The 16,816-nt window shown below is 68.7% G+C and carries 16 protein-coding genes; 3 read left to right on the forward strand and 13 right to left on the reverse strand.

What is annotated here, in order from left to right:
- Positions 1–18: 18 nt before the first annotated feature.
- The 4 genes from IEW24_RS00525 to IEW24_RS00540 all read right to left on the reverse strand — a co-directional run bounded on the left by IEW24_RS00525 (position 19) and on the right by IEW24_RS00540 (position 4,327).
- Positions 19–1,128: a ligand-gated ion channel gene (locus IEW24_RS00525; RefSeq protein ID WP_188574396.1), complete on the reverse strand. Its 1,110-nt coding sequence runs from the start codon at positions 1,126–1,128 to the stop codon at positions 19–21.
- Positions 1,125–2,288, reverse strand: a complete 1,164-nt coding sequence (locus IEW24_RS00530) for a cache domain-containing protein (RefSeq protein ID WP_188574398.1) — start codon at positions 2,286–2,288, stop codon at positions 1,125–1,127. Before IEW24_RS00530 ends, IEW24_RS00525 begins: the two co-directional genes overlap by 4 nt.
- 106 nt (positions 2,289–2,394) lie before the next feature.
- A complete protein-coding gene (locus IEW24_RS00535; RefSeq protein ID WP_188574400.1) occupies positions 2,395–3,339 on the reverse strand; it encodes an alpha/beta fold hydrolase in 945 nt (314 codons plus the stop codon).
- Positions 3,340–3,463: 124 nt separating this feature from the next.
- Positions 3,464–4,327 carry a hypothetical protein gene (locus tag IEW24_RS00540; RefSeq protein ID WP_188574402.1) on the reverse strand — a complete coding sequence of 288 codons (864 nt, stop codon included), beginning with the start codon at positions 4,325–4,327 and terminating at the stop codon, positions 3,464–3,466.
- A gap of 293 nt (positions 4,328–4,620) precedes the next feature.
- Between IEW24_RS00540 and IEW24_RS00545 the strand changes: the two genes are divergently transcribed.
- The gene (locus IEW24_RS00545; protein ID WP_188574404.1) at positions 4,621–5,109 is read left to right on the forward strand and encodes an Hsp20 family protein; all 489 of its coding nucleotides are present in this window, start codon (positions 4,621–4,623) and stop codon (positions 5,107–5,109) included.
- 175 nt (positions 5,110–5,284) lie between these two features.
- Here IEW24_RS00545 and IEW24_RS00550 read toward each other — a convergent pair whose 3' ends face one another.
- The 9 genes from IEW24_RS00550 to smc all read right to left on the reverse strand — a co-directional run bounded on the left by IEW24_RS00550 (position 5,285) and on the right by smc (position 14,702).
- Entirely contained in the window at positions 5,285–5,785 is a 501-nt protein-coding gene (locus IEW24_RS00550; RefSeq protein WP_188574406.1) for a GNAT family N-acetyltransferase, read from the reverse strand.
- 1 nt (position 5,786) lies between these two features.
- Positions 5,787–6,050: a YjhX family toxin gene (locus tag IEW24_RS00555; protein ID WP_188574407.1), complete on the reverse strand. Its 264-nt coding sequence runs from the start codon at positions 6,048–6,050 to the stop codon at positions 5,787–5,789.
- Positions 6,051–6,488: 438 nt separating this feature from the next.
- Entirely contained in the window at positions 6,489–7,850 is a 1,362-nt protein-coding gene (locus IEW24_RS00560; RefSeq protein ID WP_188574409.1) for an SGNH/GDSL hydrolase family protein, read from the reverse strand.
- Between the two features lie 229 nt (positions 7,851–8,079).
- Entirely contained in the window at positions 8,080–8,574 is a 495-nt protein-coding gene (locus IEW24_RS00565; protein ID WP_188574411.1) for a F0F1 ATP synthase subunit B family protein, read from the reverse strand.
- A 114-nt stretch (positions 8,575–8,688) separates the two neighbouring features.
- Positions 8,689–9,411 carry a F0F1 ATP synthase subunit B gene (locus IEW24_RS00570; protein WP_308468101.1) on the reverse strand — a complete coding sequence of 241 codons (723 nt, stop codon included), beginning with the start codon at positions 9,409–9,411 and terminating at the stop codon, positions 8,689–8,691.
- Positions 9,412–9,528: 117 nt separating this feature from the next.
- A complete protein-coding gene (locus IEW24_RS00575; RefSeq protein WP_029004125.1) occupies positions 9,529–9,756 on the reverse strand; it encodes a F0F1 ATP synthase subunit C in 228 nt (75 codons plus the stop codon).
- A 52-nt stretch (positions 9,757–9,808) separates the two neighbouring features.
- Positions 9,809–10,561: a F0F1 ATP synthase subunit A gene (locus tag IEW24_RS00580; protein WP_188574413.1), complete on the reverse strand. Its 753-nt coding sequence runs from the start codon at positions 10,559–10,561 to the stop codon at positions 9,809–9,811.
- Between the two features lie 126 nt (positions 10,562–10,687).
- Positions 10,688–11,026, reverse strand: a complete 339-nt coding sequence (locus tag IEW24_RS00585; RefSeq protein WP_244644063.1) for an AtpZ/AtpI family protein — start codon at positions 11,024–11,026, stop codon at positions 10,688–10,690.
- A gap of 223 nt (positions 11,027–11,249) precedes the next feature.
- Entirely contained in the window at positions 11,250–14,702 is a 3,453-nt protein-coding gene (smc, locus tag IEW24_RS00590) for a chromosome segregation protein SMC (RefSeq protein WP_188574416.1), read from the reverse strand.
- A 289-nt stretch (positions 14,703–14,991) separates the two neighbouring features.
- Here smc and trxA point away from each other — a divergent pair, with 289 nt between their 5' ends.
- Complete coding sequence (gene trxA / locus IEW24_RS00595; protein ID WP_188574418.1) at positions 14,992–15,903, forward strand: thioredoxin; 912 nt, start codon at positions 14,992–14,994, stop codon at positions 15,901–15,903.
- Positions 15,904–15,912: 9 nt separating this feature from the next.
- A complete protein-coding gene (locus tag IEW24_RS00600) occupies positions 15,913–16,584 on the forward strand; it encodes an LON peptidase substrate-binding domain-containing protein (protein ID WP_188574420.1) in 672 nt (223 codons plus the stop codon).
- The last annotated feature ends 232 nt before the right edge of the window (positions 16,585–16,816 follow it).

The following is a 16,816-nucleotide window of genomic DNA, read 5'->3' on the forward strand; positions in this document are numbered from 1 at the left end:
GGCAACCCCGCCGCCCGCTCACGCCAGCGCGGTGAAGATGAAGGACAGCGCCAGCGTGAACACGATGACGGGGATGGCCCACATCAGGAAGCGGTAGATCTCCGCCTGCACGAGGCGCCCGAACAGGCGCTCGAACACCTGGAAGCGGTAGAACAGAATGTTCACCAGCAGGCTGATGCCCAGCGTCGCATAGTTGAGCGCGAACAGCTGGTTGACGGAATTGTTGCTGCTCGCCAGCGCGGTATAGCTGGAATAGATGGTGAAGTTCAGCGCGATCACCGCGAACAGCCCGCCGACGATCAGATTGACCAGCTCGAAGGTCTCGATCTGAAACACGCCGTCGTCGATCCGGTTGAGCCACAGGGCCAGCATGGGGATGAGCAGCGAAGCCAGCAGCGGAATGAAGATGGCCGCCACCGCCAGCCCCACCCGGCGCTGCACCTCCAGCCCCGCCACCACCCGTGCGTGGCTGGCATTGTACCAGCCGCTCAGGGGCTTGCTGGCGAGCGTGACGAAGCCGGTCTCCCAGCCGTCGAGGCTGACCGTGGCGGCGGCCTGCGAGAAGTCGAGATCGTCCTGATCATAGGCCAGCACCACCGCATGGGTGGTGGACTGGCGGGTCGCGAGCGAGATTTCCAGCTGCTGGTGATCGAAGGGAAAGCGCCCCACGTCCACGGGGGTGGAGAAATCGCCGCTGGTGCGGCTCATCAGCTCCACGGTGCCATCGGCGAAGATGCGCAGGCCCCGCGCCTGATAGGTGGGCTCGTCCTTGAGATTGGTGAGTGCCACGCCGGGCGACCAGATCTCGGCCAGACGCGCGTCCGCCTCCGCGTCGCGCCAGATGCGCGGCGGGGCGCCGGCTTCCGCCGGCGGGCTGGCGAGGCGGGAATCCTGCCAGCGCAGCCGCACGTCCACGGTGGCCGTGAACAGGCCGGTATTCTCCGAGAAGGCGGACACATCCACGAAGGCGACACCCACCTGCACAGTGAGCGGCAGGCCGCGCGCGGTGGGCAGATCGGTGAGCGCCTGCGCACTGGCGGCGGTGCCGAGGGCGAGCAGCCACAGCGCCGCCAGCAGCAGGCTGCGCCTCAGGGCCGGCAGGGCGCCCGTCAGAAGGGCGCCTTTCATGGGTGGCTTCCGGGACGGCTCGCGGGCGTGCGGGCGTCCGCCCGGCTCATGCGCGCCCGGATCCGCTCATAGAAGCCGAGGATGGTGCGCATCTCCGCCGGATAGACGCTGGTGTCGTCCATGGGCTCGGCCGCTTCGCCGGCCGACAAAGCGGCGAGCCGCGCGCCCACCTGCTTCAGCGGCGCCAGCAGGAAGCCCCGGATGACGATCAGGATCAGGCCGGAGAGCAGCACGATGGCGATGAGCGAGAAGCAGATCTGCCAGACCAGCGATTCGCCCGCCGCGATCCGCGTGCCGTTGAAATCGCGCGCGGCGGCGATGACGCCGAGCGACACGCCGTCGGCATTCTTCAGCGGCAGCAGCAGCACGCCGTAGAAATTGCCCTGCGTCTCGCGGGTGTAGTGGGCGGGCGCGTTGACGGCGGCCAGATCGGCGGCCGTCACCAGCGGCTGGAGCAGGGTGGCGTTGGTGGCGGAGAAGCGGACGAAGCGGCCCACCTGATTCTGCTCGCCGAGCTTGGCCGGATCCGCGCCGGTGGCCAGCTCCCGCAGGGGCGGGCCTTCCACGAACAGCGCGAGATCGAGGCCGTGCGCGGATTTCAGCGCCGCCAGCAGCGGGCCGAAATCCAGCCCGATCTCGAAGCTGCCGAGCGCCGTGCCGGCCGCATCCGAAATCGGCGCCACGCCGAAGATGGCGGGGCCGGAACGGGCGATGGCGAAGCCCTTGCGGGAGGCGCGCTCGCGATTGGCCGCCACCACCATGGGCCGTGAGCGGCTGAGATCGTCGCCGAACAGGGCGGGGTTGTTGAGGCGCAGCAGCGAGGTTGCGGGCGGCACGTGGAACTGGGCCTGATCGACCCCGTGCCGCGCCTTCTGGCCGGCGAACATGGCGCCATATTCGGCGATCAGCCCGTCGCGGTCGCGCGTGGCCATGAGGCGTTTGGTGGCCGGCAGGCCAGCGACCATTTCGGCCCGCGCCAGCGCCTTGTTCTCGGCATCGCGCAGCGCGCCGTCCACGATGGACTGCATCAGCTGGAACTGCCCGCGCTCCACCGCATCGGTGAGGCTGTTGAACAGCATGTATGACAGCGCGCCGAGCGCCGAGACCACGACCACCGTCGCCGCGATGAGCACCGCGGGCGCGTCCCGCCCAAACCTCATGTCGGATGTCCCCCAGGCCAGACCCTGCGCTCCCTTAGGGCAGGTCTGGCGCTGAAGCATTCCGCTCAGCGCATGCGCCTCGTTTTAGGAGGCGGGCCGGGCGGTTTCAGAACGGCGAGCTGCCGGGGATGAAGGCGTCGAAGGCGGCCCAGAACTGGGCGCGGAAGATGTCGCGCTCCATCAGGATTTCGTGGCGGGCGGCGGGCACCGTCACATAGGCGCCGGCGATCAGGCGCGAGGCCATGTGCTGGATGGCGGCGTTGCTGACCACCCGCTCGTCACCGGCGGCGATCATCAGCAGCGGCTGGCGGATCTCGCGCATCACCTCGGGGCTGCGCAGGGCGGCCATGGCCAGATAGGTCTGGTGCACCCAGCCTATGGTGGGGGCGCCGAGGCCCAGCTCGGGATGGGCCTCCACCACCGCCGCCGACCGGGCATAGCGCTCCGGATCGGAGGTCACGAGATTGGTGGCGAAGGGCAAGGTGTTGACGAGCGTGCCGCCGCCGCCGGGCACGAAGGCGCGGGCAAAGCCGATGGCGCTGAGGGTGGCGGCGAGCGTGCGCGCCAGCGCCGGATAGGGCACGAGGGCGATATCCAGCAGCGGCCCGCTCAGCACCACGCGGTCGAACCAGCGCCGCCCGTCGATGATCGCTTCCAGCAGGATGGCGCCGCCCATGGAATGGGCGAGGGCGAAATGCGGGGCGGGGCAATCAGCCAGCAGCACCTGCCTGCCGAACGCCTCCAGATCGAGCTGATAGTCGGAAAAGCGGCGCACATGGCCCTTGCGCGGGTTGCGCAGCAGGCGCTGCGAGCCGCCCTGTCCGCGCCAGTCGAGGGTGGCGACGGCAAAGCCGCGCGCCAGCAGGTCGCGCACCACCTCGAAATATTTCTCGATGAACTCCGCCCGTCCCGGAAACAGCGCCACCGTGCCCCGGCAGCCGCTGGCGGGGCGCCAGCGGGCGAAGCGGATCTGGCGGCCATCGGCGGTGGTGACGAAGCCGCTCACCGCGCCCTCGGGCACCTCGTTGGACGGGATGGAATGGAGCGTCATGCGCGGCAGGGCATCCGGCGCCGGCGGCGGGGGCGCCGCGGCTCAGTCCCGAGCGATACACCGTGCCGCCCTCAGGGACAATCGCGGGCGGGGCGGGGGCCGGCACAGCTGAGCCGGACGTCACTCAGGGGGTGGAGACCGAACTGCGGTTGTCGTAGCCGAGCACGGTAAGGCCGACGATGACGCCCGAATCGGCATCCACCAGCAGGCGCACCCGCTCGCGGCGGGGGCCGGTGGCCTCGCAGATATAGGTGCGGCCGCGCAGGATCGGGCGGGAGAGATCGGTGAAGCCGCGCGCTTCCAGGCTGCCTTTCAGCGCCTTGGGATCGAGGTCGCCGTCGCCCACCTGCGGATTGGCCAGATAGGGCGCGTAGACCCCATGGGCGCGCGGACGTCCGCTCTCCGGCGCCTCGCCGGGATCGGGCCGGGCGAGATCCTGCGCGCTGTCGTCGGGGCGCGAATAGGCGCTGGGCAAGGCCAGATCGTCCGTGGAGGGGATGGCGGTGCGCCGGGGCGCGGTGTCCAGCGGATCGGCCACCATGAGACGGGAGGCACCGCGTGCGGCGCTGCGGGGCGGATCGGTGTCGAGCGCCGAGGCGCCGAGGGTTTCCGCCCGCGCGCGGGTGACGAAGCCGCTGCCCAGAAGATCCGCCGCATGCGAACCGGAGCTGGTGCTGCCTGCGGCGGGCGTCAGGGTGATGTCTCCGGACACGATACCGCCCGCGAAAGCGACAGTTCCTGCCACCAGCACACCGGCCCACATATGGGTGAGCACGGAGCACAATGCGGGGAGGCGGAACGGATGGGCGGAACGGGACATCGTCGGGGCGGCAGTCAGGCTTGGATCACCAGTGCCGATGCAGCGGGGCTGGATCGGCAAAGCTGGATCACCGGGGAGTGGATCGTCCGGGAAGGACCAGGCGAGCAGAACACGCCGCGCAGGGTCGGGCGTGGGGGTGAGAAAAGCGGAGCCTGCACGACAGGCCATACCGTTCCCTCCGGCACTGTGATCCTGCACTGCGGGTCCCCCACCCAGCCGAGCGGCAGAACCTTAACCTTGCCGGCGTGAACAGGGTCCGACGCGCGCATTCACCGCCCATTCATTTGGCGAAAAGGGGATTCGTCCCCGCCGCAGGCGGTCCGGGGCCCCTTGACGCCTGCCGGGCGGCTTCCCAGATCACGTTCGTGCCGGTCCATCCGGACGGCACACAAGGGGGCCGGCCCGATGTGGCGGTCCTCATTCACGCGACCCAACGCATCGCTTCGCAGGAGGATGTGCATATGCGTACGTTTGATCTGTCCCCCCTTTATCGCAACACCGTCGGCTTCGACCGCCTGTTCTCGCTGCTGGATGGCTCCGGCAACGCCGTGGACGGTGCCCAGACCTACCCGCCCTACAATATCGAGCGCACCGGCGAGAATGCCTACCGCGTCACGGTTGCGGTGGCGGGCTTCACCCCCGAGGAGCTGTCCATCGAGGTGAAGGAGAATGCGCTTTCGCTTCGGGGCGAGAAGGCCCAGCCGCAGGCGTCCGCCGGCAATCAGCTGCTCTATCGCGGCATCGCCGCCCGCGCCTTCGAGCGACGCTTCCAGCTCGCCGACCATGTGGAGGTGAAAGGCGCGGTACTGGAGAACGGCCTGTTGCACGTGGACCTCGTGCGCAACATTCCCGAGGCCAAGAAGCCCCGTCTGATTCCCATCTCGACGGTCGCCCAGTCGCAGACCATCGAGACCAAGGCGGACAGCCCGGAGCAGGCGCACGCCGCCTGATCCTGAAGGCTCCCCATGATGCGACGCCCCGGCCATCGGCCGGGGCGTTTTTGTCTGGAGGTGAGGGTTTCCGGCCGGTCGTCGGCCTCGCCGAGAGGGTTTTCTCGAAGAGGATTTCAGGCCCGTCACTTCTGCCGCGGTGAGGCTGCGCCGCAACGGGCGCAGCCTCGCCTTGTCACGCCTGCTGGCCCAGGCCAAAGGCTGGGTGATGTATCAGCTCGCCGCGCGGCTCGGTGCTGTCGAACGGCAACGCCTGAACCACCTCAGGGGGGCAGCCGGCAACCTTCAGCCCCGGGAAAGCGCGGAAGCCGAACCGGGCGTAGTAGGTGGGGTCGCCCACCAGCGCCGCGCCCCGACTGTCCGTCCGCAGTCGGCGGAGGGCTTCCGACATCAGGGCCGAGCCGATGCCCTGGCGGTGCCTTGAGGGCAGAACGGCAAGCGGACCGATCAGCCCCCAGCCGTGCTGCTCCCCGATCCGGGCCGCGGAGGCGGCCAGATAGCCGATCACTAGGCCTTCCTCCTCGGCGACCAGAGACAGGGCGAGGGCTCCCTGTGTCCGCAGCGTCTCAACAATGTCCGCTTCGGTTCCAGTGGCTTGGGGAAGCAGCTTGAGCGCTTCGGTGACAACCCGGCTGATGGCTGGGATGTCATTGGCTGTTTCATCGCGGATCAGCATCTCATGCCCCCTGATTGTCGCGTTGCGCGCGAACGGAGGCGCGGCCTCGTCTCGAAATCCCGTACGGGCTGCCCGACGCGGATTCGATCAGCCGTTTCCGGCGCAATCTGCTGAAGACGAAAAGGTCGCAGTCGACCAGCACCAGTCCGTCCCGCGTGACGCATGTCACCGAGGTGATTTTGGAACTGTCGTTGCGCTCGTGGAGAATACGGCCGCCAAGGGCCAGAACGTGCAACGTACGTTGCTCATTGCGTGAGAGGTTCACGGAAATCTCGTATGATAGACGTGAAAAAACGCCCGAGTGCAGGGCACTCCGGTAGCTTTGAATTCACGAGGCTCTCTGAGATTCAGAGAGCCTTATCACACAAGCTCTGACATCCACTCTCCATCGCAGCGACCAGTGTCGCCACGTCGTCTTGCGATATACGGCGCGCGCGCCTCTGACAACTGTTCGCGTGCGGGGCGGCCTCGCTGATCAATAACGCTCACCGCTCGCCCGGTGCGTCCGCCGCTCACCTGGCGGAGGGACGTGGATGGCCGGATCAAGCCCGGGCATGACGGTGTTCTGTTGAAAAACGCGCCCGCTGAATGTCGGTCCGTCCTGGAGCGTTTCCGTGCTTCATGGAAACACAGAAACACTCCAACTCTTTGATAGAGAATGTCTTGTCGCTTGGATTGCGGAGCAATCAAAGCCGGACATGCTCTAGGGAGCAGCCCCTGTCGGTAGGGCTGGAGCCGGTGCCGGCACTGCGGCGGCCTCGGCGGGCTTCGGCGGCGCCTTTTCCGGCGGCGGCTTCGGCGGCCAGCTGAAGTCGTCGGTGCGGCCGCGCTGCGCAGGCAGCGGCGTGCCGTCCACCAGAACCTTCACCGGATCCACCTTCGGCGGCTCGCCATTGGCCACCGCCGGCACGGGCAAGGTGGGCAGCGGCGGCAGGGCCGGCAAGCCGGGCACCGTGACCGGACGGGCGGGAAGTACCGGGCCGCCCACGAGCGCGGCGGCACCGCGCGGTCCATCGGTGAGCGACAGCGGCACCGAGCCGTCCGCCGTGGGCGCGGTCTCGGGCGTGGGCTCGGCCAGCAGGCGGGTGAGGTCCTTCTGCACGAAAAAGGCGAGCTTGCGGGCACCGGCGCGGGTGAAGCGCGCGCCATCGGCCTGCCGCAGACGGCGGCGCTGGCCATCCACCGCCGGGCCGGAGCCCATGTATTTGCCTTCCTCGTCCACGAAGCCGTCCCACACGCTCACATAGACCGCGCCGACACGGGCGGCGTGGGCGCGCAGGATTTCGTTCAGCCGTTCGTAATCCGCCGACTGCGCCGCGGACTGCACGGGGGCGAGGCCCACCACCACCACGCGGCGGTTATTGGCCCGCGCCGTGAGCAGCACCTCGTCCATGCGGCGGCCATAGAGTTCGGCCCAGCGGTCGGAGAGCGGCAGCGCCTCGCTGTCGCCGTCGCGGATGGGTTCCAGATCGTCGAGCCCGAGCGCCAGCACGGTCACGTCCGGCTTGCCGGCATCGATGGCGCCGGGCAGGCGGGACAGCCAGTCCACCGGGCGGGGCATGAAGCCGCTGGTGTCTTCCGTGATGGCCACCACGGCGGGGCTGTTGCGCTCGCTCACGTAGGCGTCGGCGAGCCCTTCCGCGATCTGGCGGCCGTAGCGGTCGCCGACGACGAGCACGAATCGGCTGGGCGGGTTCTTCTTGCCCTGCGTGGCCTCGGCGGCGGTGGAATAGACGATGCCTTCCGGCTCCGGCGGCGGCGCGCGGCGCACCGGCTGCTCGATGGGCGGGGGCGGCGGATTGGGGTTGCCGAGCGGGATGCCGAAGAAGGTCGGCGGCGGCCGCCAGTTGGGCGCGCTGCGCGAGGGCTGGGGCACGGCGCCGGGCGGGCGAAGCGCGAACGGATTCTCGAACTGCGCCGCTGCCGGCGTGAGCAAGGCGATGCCGCCGAGGCCGGCCCCGGCGAGGGCCAGTAGAGCGAGGGCCAGCACGCGGACCAGTCCCGTGCGTACGCGGGCGGTATAAGCGCGGGCCGGCCTGTCCGGCTTCGAAGAAGAGCGCGACATGGGGACAGCTTTGACCCAAGCGCCCGGCCCTTTCAAGGCCGGGTGGGTGGCTTCCTGTGCAGGTGGCGGCGGACGATCACTCGAAGAGATCGGAATGTGTTCCCGCCCCGACGAAGGTCAGCTGATCTCCGGCGAGGCGGCAAATCAGCAGAAAATCGGCCCGCACGCGCCCAAAGAAAAAGGCCGGTGCGTTGCCGCCCGGCCTTCGATCTTCGCGCTGTCGAAAAGCTCAGTTGAGCTTGGAGCGCACGTCGGTGATGGCCTTGTCGAGGATGCGCTCGCCGGCCTGGGTGCCGCGCACCGTGGAGGACAAGATGCGCTCGGCGGCCTGCACGGCGGCGTCGGCGGCAAAAGCCTTCACGTCGGCCAGGGCCTGCTGCTCGGCCTGGGTGATCTTGTCTTCCGCCATGCGGGTGCGGCGGGCCACGAAGTCTTCCAGCTTCGCCTTGGTCTCGGCGGCCAGACGCTCGGCCTCGGCCTTGGCGGCGGTGACGATGGATTCGGCCTCGGCTTCCGCCTCGCGCTGCTTGCGCTTGTACTCGGCGACCAGCTTCTGGGCCTCTTCCTTGAGGCGGCGGGCTTCGTCCAGCTCGGCGGCGATCTTGGCGCCGCGGGCGTCGAGCGCCTTGGCGATGGCCTTGTGGACACCGGCGTAGATCAGGATGCCGACGAACACCACAAAGGCGATGGCGACCCAGATTTCGGCCAACTGCATCTCATTCATGGCGGGGTCCTTGATCGCCTGTGTCTGTCGGGTGCGGCCGAAGCGGCCTGCGGAAATTTCGGGTCTTCAATGATGAAGCGGCCCGGATGCGCAAGAACGCTCCGGGCAGCTCGATCAGGCGGACTTGGAGGCCAGGGCCGCGTCCACGGCCGCTTCCACGTCCTGCTGGGGCGCACCGGCGCCAACCAGCGTGCTCACGATGGCCGAGGTGGTGTCCACGGCGATGCCGCGCACATGGGAAAGCGCCGTGGCCTTGGTGGCCGCAATCGACTTTTCCGCGTCCGCGAGCTTGGCGTTGAGGCTGGTCTCAAGCGCCTTGCGGTTGGCATCCGTCTCGGCATTGAGGCGGTTGCGGGCCTCGCCGGCGATGGCGTTGGCCTTGTTGCGCGCTTCCGTCAGGGCCTTTTCATAGGCCTGCTGGGCGGCTTCGCTCTCGGCCTGACGCAGCCGGGCCTCTTCGAGGTCCTTGGCGATGCGGTCATGGCGTTCCTCAAGGATCCGGCCGATGCGCGGCAGCGTCACCCGGCTCATGAGGAAGTAGAGTGCGCCGAAGGTGATGATGAGCCACACCAGCTGCGAGGCGAAGTTGGCCGGATTGAAGGGCGGGAAGCCCCCACCGTGCGCTTCGCCGGCCGCGCCGTGCGCGGGCTCGCCGGGCGCATGGGCGCCGGTCGGCTCATGCGGCGTCGTCGCGGGCGCCGTATTCTGGGCGACCACCATCGGCGCCGGCCGACCGGACGCAGATGAAGACTCCAGGCTGCTCGCCGTCGCCGGGATGGCCAGAGTGGCCGTGCCCCAGAGAACCGCTGCCGCAGCCAGCTTCCATGTCTTGTTCATGGCTCGCCCGCCTGCCTTATTCACTGCCGCCATCGTTGGCTGGCGCTATCGTCGTTACCAATCACGGATGCGAGCCGGCCCCGGGGATGCCCGGAACCGGCTGCGCGGATCGCGGGATCAGGCGACGAAGAGCAGCACCAGGGCGACGACCAGCGAGAAGATGCCGAGACCTTCCGCGAGCGCCGCGCCGATGAAGGCGCGGGCGAACTGGCCGTCGGCAGCCGACGGGTTGCGCAGCGCGCCAGACAGGAAGTTGCCGAAGATGTTACCGACGCCGATGCCAGCGAGACCCATGCCGAGGCAGGCGAGGCCGGCGCCGATGAACTTTGCAGCTTCCGCTTCCATTGATCTGCTCCTTGAGAAAACGAACTGTTGGTTGGCCGCGCGGCTGGGACGATCAGTGTCCCGGGTGAACCGCATCGTTGAGGTAGATCGAGGTCAGCACCGCGAACACGTAGGCCTGCAGGATCGCGACCAGGAGTTCGAGCGCGGTCAGGGCCACGATCATGAAGAAGGGGAGGGTGGCGCCGAGCCAGCCCAGAGCGCCCACCGAGCCGAGACCCACCACGAAGAAGGCGAACACCTTCAGGGCGATATGGCCGGCCAGCATGTTGGCGAACAGACGCAGCGACAGGCTGATGGGGCGCGAGAGGAAGGACACCACCTCGATCAGCACCACGAAGGGCAGCAGGAAGGCCGGCACGCCCGACGGCACGAACAGGTGCAGGAAGTGCATGCCGTGCTTGTAGAAGCCGTAGATCACCACGGTCAGTATCACCAGCAGCGCAAGGGCGGCGGTGACGATGATGTGGGCCGTGACCGTGAAGGTGTAGGGCACGATGCCGATCACGTTCGCCACGAAGACGAAGACGAACAGCGAGAACACCAGCGGGAAGAAGACCATGCCCTGGGTGCCGGCGGAATCGCGCACCATCTTGGCGATGAATTCGTAGCCCATCTCCGCCACCGACTGCATGCGGCCCGGGACCAGCGTGCGGCCGCGGGTGGCATAGGTGAGGAAGAAGAAGATCAGGGCGACGATGCCGACCATGAAGGCGGCCGAATTCGTGAAGGAGACGGAAACACCGCTGAGCTTCAGCAGCTCCACATAGCGCTGAACCTCAAACTGGTGGATCGGATCAATGTTCATCCGACGGCCCCTGTCTCCGGCGGCCGATCCGGCCGCACATGCCCCGCGGCCGAGGCCGCACAAGCCCGGAACCCATGTTCCGGACACAAAACTCAAACCGGGACCTCTGGTCTGGCGGCACTGCCGTCAGGCTTTCGGTCCCTTGCCGGTGGGCATCTGCCCCGCCGCGCGCATCATGTTCAGAACACCAGCCCCGAACCCGACCAGCGTGAGGATGATGATTCCCCACGGCGCAATGCCCAGCACCTTGTCCAGGCCCCAGCCCACAAGGGCTCCGACCAGAACTCCCGACACGAACTCCGTCCCGAGCCGGAAGGCCATGGCCATTCCGGAGGCGGTGGACGTATCCGCCCGTGATCCCGCCGGCTGCGATTGGTCTTTCGGCCGCGCCTTGTCAAGCGCGGCATTGAGCCGCTGAAGCCGATCGGAGAGTACGGGGTCCGACGATCCGGAGCCATTCTCCATGGGCCGGCCTTCAGATGGTCCGCGAGGCGTATCCGAAGGTTCGGTCATGATTCACTGCTCCGGTTCCAGACTGTGGGCTAGGACAAGCTGAGCGTTCCTTGGCCCACCGAAACCGCGCGGCACCATAGTTGCGGCAAAAATGAGTGTCAAGAACGGCGGTTGCCTAAATAAGTGGTTGTTTTGCAACGACAAAATGACAAAAAGGCCATTGGCGTGCGTTGCATCAACTCACCTCGCGTAACCGCTCGGCGCTCTGGAGGTCCACTGACACCAGTCGCGACACCCCCCGTTCGGCCATGGTGACACCGAACAGCCGGTCCATATGGGCCATGCTGATGGGGTTGTGGGTGATCACCAGGAATCGCGTATCCGTGAGCCGCGTCATTTCGTCCATGAGGGCGCAGAAACGCTCCACGTTCGAATCGTCCAGCGGCGCGTCCACCTCGTCGAGAACGCAGATGGGCGCTGGATTCGTGAGGAAGACGGCGAAGATCAGCGCCATCGCCGTCAGCGCCTGTTCGCCGCCCGAGAGCAGAGAGAGCGTCTGCGGTTTCTTGCCCGGCGGCTTGGCGATGATGTCGAGGCCGGCCTCCAGCGGATCTTCCGCATCGGTGAGCACCAGCTGGGCTTCGCCGCCGCCGAAAAGCGTGTCGAACAGCTTGCGGAAATGGCCGTCCACAACGGCGAAGGAGGCCTGAAGCCGTTCGCGCGCCTCGCGATTGAGGCTGGCGATGCCGGAGCGCAGGCGGCGGATGGCCTCGTTCAGGTCATCGCGCTCGCGCACCAGCTCGTCATGCTGGGTTTCGCTTTCCGTCAGCTCGATTTCCGCGCGCAGGTTCACGGCACCCAGACGCTCACGCTCACGCTTGGCCCGCTCCAGCGAAGTCTCGATGGCGGAAATGTCGGGCGTTTTCCCGTCATCCACAAGTTCTGCATGTTCGCGGGCGGTCTCGGGCGGTCCTTCGAGCGTGTCGGCGATCTCGCGCATCACGTCGTCGCGCCGCTGAACCGCCGCTTCGAGGCGCGCTTCGGCGCGCGCGCTCTCCTCGCGGGCGCCCGACATGGCCTCCAGCGCATCGCGGGCGGCACGGTCGGCGGCGGCGAGAGCCGATTCGCCCTCCACCAGCCGGTCGGCGGCCTCGCGCCGGCCCGCTTCCGCCTGCTCGATCTGGCTCAGCAGGTTGCGGCGCTGGTGCAGGAGCTGCGCCGGCATGTCGTCGCTATGGGCAAGTTCCGTCTCGGCCTCGCTGCGGCGGGCCTCGATGGCGGCGAGGCGCTCGCCCGCGCCCCCGGCACGTCCGGCCCAGGAGCGGCGTTCGCCGGCAATGGCTTCCAGCCGGCGCTGGCGCTGGGCGCGCTCGCGGGCGAGGCCGTCGAGCCGGCTGCGGGCCTCGGAGGAGGCCGCGCGGGTCTGGGCCACGACGCCGCGTGCTGTCGCCAGGGTGGCGTCGATGAGCACCGGGGCTTCCAGCAGGGCGATGGCGGCCTCGGTCTCGATCAGGCGCTCTTCCGCTTCTTCCTTGCTCGCCACCAGACGCTCGCGCGCCTCGGTGAGCGCGGAGAGGCGGGCGATATGGGCGCTGGCCTTGCGCTCGGCGGCGGCTTCCAGCTCGCGCGCGGTCTCGGCGGCGCGCTGGGCGGTGCGGCGGGTCTCGCGGGTCTGGGTCTCGGCGGAAGCGGCCACGCGCAGCTCGCCCTCGCGCAGGTCGAGTACGTCGCGGGCTTCTTCCACCGCCTCGCGGGCAAGTTCGGCGTCGGCTTCGAGGTCGGCGAGGCGGTTGCGCTCGGCGAGACGGCGGGCGGCGGCGGTGGGGGCGTCGGCGGCGGCGACCACACCGTCCCAGCGCCAGAGATCGCCGGCACGGGAGACGAGCCGCTGGCCGGGCTTGAGCTGTCCCTGCAGGCGCGCGCCCTCAGTGGCCTCCACGATGCCCACCTGATTGAGGCTGCGCACGAGGGCGGGGGCACCGGACACCTGCGCCGCCAGCGGCGCGGCGCCGGCCGGCAGGGCCGGATCATCGGCTGATGGCGTCGAGCCGGCCCAGCGGGCGGGGGCCTCGGGCGCGACGGGCAGATCGAGATCGTCACCGAGCGCTGCGCCCAGCGCCATCTCGAAACCCTTGGTGACGGTGAGCAGGTCGGCCACCGGCGGAAAGCGGCTGTCGGAGGATTGCAGCAGCTTGGTGAGCGTCTTCACCTCGGTGTCGAGCTTGGAGAAGGTGCGCTCGGCCTCGGTGACGGCGGGGCGCACCTCGTCCACGGCGCGGCGGGCGGCCTGATGGGCGGCTTCCGCCTCGGCGGCGGCATCCTCCGCATGGGCGAGCCGCTCGCGGGCGATCTCGGCTTCCGCGCGGCGGGCTTCCAGATCGGCGGTGCCGGCGTCGAGCTGAAGGCGGCGCTCCTCCGCCGTCACGGAGACGCGCTCGGCCTCGGTGCGCAGGAGCCGCTGCTTCAGCTCGCGCACCGTCTGTTCCAGCGTGGCGCGGCGGGCGCCGCTATCGGCGAAATGGCGGGTCTTCTCGTCGAGATCGTCCTCGGCGATGGTCAGGGCTTCCTGCGCGCCTTCGAGGATGGCCTCGGCTTCCACCTCGGCCTCGGCGGCGGCTTCCTGATCGTACTGAAGCGTCTCTTCTTCCTGCGCGAGACGCTCCAGCACGCCCTCGGCGTCGGCGGAGAGCGCGGTCTCGCGCTCCAGATCCTGCGTCAGCTGGGCGTGGCGGCGTTCCAGATCCTGCCGGCGGGTGGCGAGGCGGGCCTCTTCCTTGTCCAGCTCGCCGCGCGCCAGCGTCAGGCGTTGCAGGGTGGCGGCGGCTTCCGCCTCCTTCTGGCGCAGCGGGGGCAGGGCATGGGCGGCGATGGCCTGAAGGCGGGCGGCCTCGGCCTGCGCGCGGGTGCATTCGGCGGCATCGCGCACGCCGACCTCCACCGCGCGCTCGGCCTCGGCCAGGGTGCGCACCACCTCGCTCCAGCGCAGCCAGAGCAGGGTCGCCTCATATTTGCGGATCTCGGCGGCGAGCGTGCGGTAGCGCACCGCCTGTTTCGACTGCCGGCGCAGGCCGTCCACCTGCGCGGCGAGCTGGGTGATCACGTCTTCCAGCCGCAGCAGGTTGGTCTCGGCAGCCTTCAGGCGGGTTTCCGCCTCATGGCGGCGGGCGTGCAGGCCGGCGACGCCGGCGGCCTCTTCCAGAATGCGGCGGCGGGCGGCGGGCTTGGCGCCGACGATCTCGCCGATCTGCCCCTGCCGCACGAGGGCGGGGGAGCGGGCGCCGGTGGAGGCGTCGGCGAACAGCATGTTCACGTCGCGGGCGCGGACGTCGCGGCCGTTGATGCGGTAATGCGAGCCCTGCCCGCGATCGATGCGGCGGGCGACCTCGATCAGGTCGTTGTCGTTGAAGCCGGCGGGGGCGGTGCGGTCGCCATTGTCGAGCTGGAGCGAGACCTCAGCCATGTTGCGTGACGGCCGGCCCGTGGTGCCGGAGAAGATCACGTCGTCCATGTCGTTGGCGCGGAAGGCCTTGTGCGAGCTTTCGCCCATCACCCAGCGCAGCGCTTCCACGAGGTTCGACTTGCCGCAACCGTTCGGCCCGACCACGCCTGTCAGGCCGGGCTCGATGAGGAGGTCGGTGGGCTCGACGAAGGTCTTGAAACCCACAAGCCGCAGGCGGTTGAACTTCATTGCTCGGCGGTGTGCCAGCCCGGAGGGTTAAGAGTCAAACGAGCGTGCGCCCCGGCCTTACCTGCCGCAAGCGGCGGAAGGTCGCCATCCACAGGGCTCGGGGACTTTTCCGGTTCGATTGTAGGGTTGTGTCGCGAAGGGAGGCGAACCTTGGGGGAAGGCGGTTCAAACTTTGCCTGTCATGTTCTAGAAGCGCCTGAGCCCGGCGTTGCGCCGGGCCTTGAAACGCCCATCTATGGGCGGAGGGCCGCACCCTGCGGCCGATACGGAATTCTTGAAGGGCGACCACATGCTCTTGAATCAGGCGGGCGGCACCCAGAGCCCGGCGCAGGCCGGCGACGATCTCGTCGTCGATACCACCATGCAGACCTTCATGGCCGACGTCATGGAGGACTCCAAGACGCGCCCGGTGCTGGTGGACTTCTGGGCGCCCTGGTGCGGCCCCTGCAAGACGCTGACCCCCATCATCGAGAAGGCGGTGCGGGCCAAGAAGGGCAAGGTGCGCCTCGCCAAGATGAATATCGACGAGCATCCGGGCATCGCCCAGCGGCTCGGCGTGCAGTCCATCCCGGCCGTCTATGCCTTCGTGAACGGCCAGCCGGTGGACGGCTTCACGGGCGCGCTGCCCGAGAGCCAGATCACCGCCTTCATCGACCGCCTCACCGGCGAGGATGCCGGCCTTGCCGAGCTGATCGAGGTCGCCGAGCAGGCGCTGGCCGGCGGTGACGCGGTGGCGGCGGGCAACGCCTTCGGGCGCGTGCTCTCCGAGGAGCCGGAGAATCTGAAGGCGCTGGGCGGCCTTGCCCGCGCGCTGGTGGTGCTGGGCGATCTCGAACAGGCCGAGGAGGCGCTGGCACAGGTGCCCGCCAACAAGGTCAACGATCCGGCCATCGCTGCGGCGCGTGCCGCCATCGAGCTGGTCCGCCAGACCGCCGATCTCGGCGACACGGCGGAGCTGGAGGCGGCGGTTGCCGCCGACCCGGCCGACCATCAGGCCCGTTTCGACCTGGCGCTGGCGCTCGCCGCCGGCAACCGGCAGGAAGAGGCGCTGGCCCATCTGCTGGAAATCGTGAAGCGCGACCGCACCTGGAACGAGGACGGGGCGCGCAAGCAACTGGTTCAACTGTTCGATGCCTGGGGGCCGACCGATCCCCTGACCATTTCCGGGCGTCGCAAGCTGTCGGCGATCCTGTTCGCCTGAGGATTTTTCGTGGCCAAGCATCGCCCCCTGAATTCACCGTCGGATGCGCCGGCGGTGGTGCCGGTGTTCCCCCTGTCGGGCGCGCTGCTGCTGCCGCGCGCCGAGCTGCCGCTGAACATTTTCGAGCCGCGCTATCTCGCCATGATCGACGATGCGCTGGCCAGCGACCGCCTTGTCGGCATCATCCAGCCCGACGAGGGCAAGCCCGAGGGGCCGGACGGCCCGGAGCTGTTCAGGGTGGGCTGCCTCGGCCGCATCAGCCAGTTCAGCGAGAGCGGGGACGGGCGCTATCTCATCACGCTCACCGGCATCTGCCGGTTCGAGGTGGTGGAGGAGCTGAAGGTCGAGACGCCCTATCGCCAGTGCCGCATCGATCTGAAGCCCTACGCGTTCGACTTCGACGCCAGTGCGGGCGAGGATGCGGTGGACCGCACCGCGCTGCTCAAGGCGCTGGCGGCGTTTCTGGAGGCCAACCAGCTGGAGGCCGACTGGGAAGGCATCGAGCAGGCGGGCACCGAGACGCTGGTGAACGCGCTGTCCGTGATGTCGCCTTATGGCACGCTGGAGAAACAGGCTTTGCTTGAGGCGAAGGACCTGAAGTCCCGCGCCGAGATGCTGGTGGCCATCACCCAGATGATGCTGGCCCGCATGCCGGGGGATGGGGATACGCCGTTGCAGTGAGGGGGGTATGGGGTACGTCGGGGCTGAGCGCGGGACGGCTGGTCGCCCGCCCCCGATGAAGCAATACATCGTCATGCCCGGACTTGATTCCGGGCATCCACGTGGTTGGGCTAGGCTGGATCTTCAGAGGTCGCCGCTGTCGGCCCGACGTGGATCCCCGGATCAAGTCCGGGGATGACGGGCGTAAAGAGAGGCAATCGCGCTCTGTCAGCCGTTCAGGTCGGTTGCCAGC

This window comes from Azorhizobium oxalatiphilum, from assembly GCF_014635325.1.
In the GTDB taxonomy this organism is placed as follows: Bacteria; Pseudomonadota; Alphaproteobacteria; order Rhizobiales; family Xanthobacteraceae; genus Azorhizobium; species Azorhizobium oxalatiphilum.

What these genes read in the sequence shown, in the direction of transcription:
- IEW24_RS00560 (WP_188574409.1), bottom strand. Translation starts at nt 7,850, where the DNA reads ATGTCGCGCTCTTCTTCGAAGCCGGACAGGCCGGCCCGCGCTTATACC.
- smc (WP_188574416.1), bottom strand. Translation starts at nt 14,702, where the DNA reads ATGAAGTTCAACCGCCTGCGGCTTGTGGGTTTCAAGACCTTCGTCGAG.
- IEW24_RS00540 (WP_188574402.1), bottom strand. Translation starts at nt 4,327, where the DNA reads ATGGCCTGTCGTGCAGGCTCCGCTTTTCTCACCCCCACGCCCGACCCT.
- IEW24_RS00570 (WP_308468101.1), bottom strand. Translation starts at nt 9,411, where the DNA reads ATGAACAAGACATGGAAGCTGGCTGCGGCAGCGGTTCTCTGGGGCACG.
- IEW24_RS00530 (WP_188574398.1), bottom strand. Translation starts at nt 2,288, where the DNA reads ATGAGGTTTGGGCGGGACGCGCCCGCGGTGCTCATCGCGGCGACGGTG.
- IEW24_RS00545 (WP_188574404.1), top strand. Translation starts at nt 4,621, where the DNA reads ATGCGTACGTTTGATCTGTCCCCCCTTTATCGCAACACCGTCGGCTTC.
- IEW24_RS00580 (WP_188574413.1), bottom strand. Translation starts at nt 10,561, where the DNA reads ATGAACATTGATCCGATCCACCAGTTTGAGGTTCAGCGCTATGTGGAG.
- IEW24_RS00550 (WP_188574406.1), bottom strand. Translation starts at nt 5,785, where the DNA reads ATGCTGATCCGCGATGAAACAGCCAATGACATCCCAGCCATCAGCCGG.
- IEW24_RS00565 (WP_188574411.1), bottom strand. Translation starts at nt 8,574, where the DNA reads ATGAATGAGATGCAGTTGGCCGAAATCTGGGTCGCCATCGCCTTTGTG.
- IEW24_RS00535 (WP_188574400.1), bottom strand. Translation starts at nt 3,339, where the DNA reads ATGACGCTCCATTCCATCCCGTCCAACGAGGTGCCCGAGGGCGCGGTG.
- IEW24_RS00585 (WP_244644063.1), bottom strand. Translation starts at nt 11,026, where the DNA reads ATGGAGAATGGCTCCGGATCGTCGGACCCCGTACTCTCCGATCGGCTT.
- IEW24_RS00525 (WP_188574396.1), bottom strand. Translation starts at nt 1,128, where the DNA reads ATGAAAGGCGCCCTTCTGACGGGCGCCCTGCCGGCCCTGAGGCGCAGC.
- IEW24_RS00575 (WP_029004125.1), bottom strand. Translation starts at nt 9,756, where the DNA reads ATGGAAGCGGAAGCTGCAAAGTTCATCGGCGCCGGCCTCGCCTGCCTC.
- trxA (WP_188574418.1), top strand. Translation starts at nt 14,992, where the DNA reads ATGCTCTTGAATCAGGCGGGCGGCACCCAGAGCCCGGCGCAGGCCGGC.